The sequence below is a fragment of the Janthinobacterium sp. AD80 genome (genome assembly GCF_002878455.1).
Classification (GTDB): domain Bacteria; phylum Pseudomonadota; class Gammaproteobacteria; order Burkholderiales; family Burkholderiaceae_D; genus Janthinobacterium.
The window spans coordinates 1-967 of the sequence record NZ_NRDQ01000351.1; the positions used below are offsets into that span (position 1 = coordinate 1).

General features: G+C 66.0%; 1 protein-coding gene. It reads right to left on the bottom strand.

Annotation, left to right across the window (positions count from 1 at the left end; genetic code table 11):
- Positions 1 to 611 precede the first annotated feature (611 nt).
- On the bottom strand, positions 612 to 967 hold a 356-nt coding region (locus JaAD80_RS29360), incomplete at its 5' end, for a hypothetical protein (protein WP_374755291.1).

Sequence of the window (967 nt, forward strand, 5' to 3'; positions counted from 1 at the left end):
CTTTGCCTGCGCCCCTGCCGGAACCGCGTAGGTCGATTAGCACGGCGCAGCCGTGCGTAATCCGACAACTGCGTTGGCCGCCGGTGATGTCGGACGACGCGCTTGCGCGCTGATCCGACCTACGGCCTGCTTCGGCGCACGCCACTTTCCTGGCTGGCCGGGCATTTAAGCCTGCGCTACTTGCGTAATCCGGCAACAATGTTGGCCGCTGGTGATGTCGGATTACGCGCTTGCGCGCTAATCCGACCTACGGCACACACGCCGGGCACGCTAAAGTGCGCAGCTTGCCGCCCGTTTGAAGTGCTCTTTGCCTGCGCCCCTGCCGGAACCGCGTAGGTCTGATTAGCGCGACGCAGCCGTGCGTAATCCGACAACTGCGTTGGCCGCCGGTGATGTCGGATTACTCGCTGCGCGCTAATCCGACCTACGGCACACACGCCGGGCACGCTAAAGTGCGCAGCTTGCCGCCCGTTTGAAGTGCTCTTTACCTGCGCCCCTGCCGGAACCGCGTAGGTCGGATTAGCGCGGCGCAGCCGTGCGTAATCCGACAACTGCGTTGGCCGCCGGTGATGTCGGACGACGCGCTTGCGCGCTGATCCGACGCACGACCATCAGCCGGGGCACGCCACTTTTTTCAGTTTGCCGCCCGTTTTAAAAGGATCGGCGCCCGCGCCCGGATTATCTCCCATGGCGTAGCAGCTGGCGCCGCCGGGGCTGACCACGCGCGTGGCGGGCCGTCCGTCGGCCATCAGGAAGTCTTCCACCTTGATGACCGGCCCGCCACGGTAAGCCGAGGCGACGAGCTTCTGGAATGCCGTCTCGCTCTTGAGTTCCGCCATCGCCAGCCACGGTTTGCCTTTATTCTGTTCAGCGCGCAAGGCCTTGTCGGCGGCGCCTGCCGCCAGCCGCGCGCGCGTGCGCAAGTCGGCCATGGGCGCCTCGGCAGGCTGCTCGGCTGCGGGTGCGG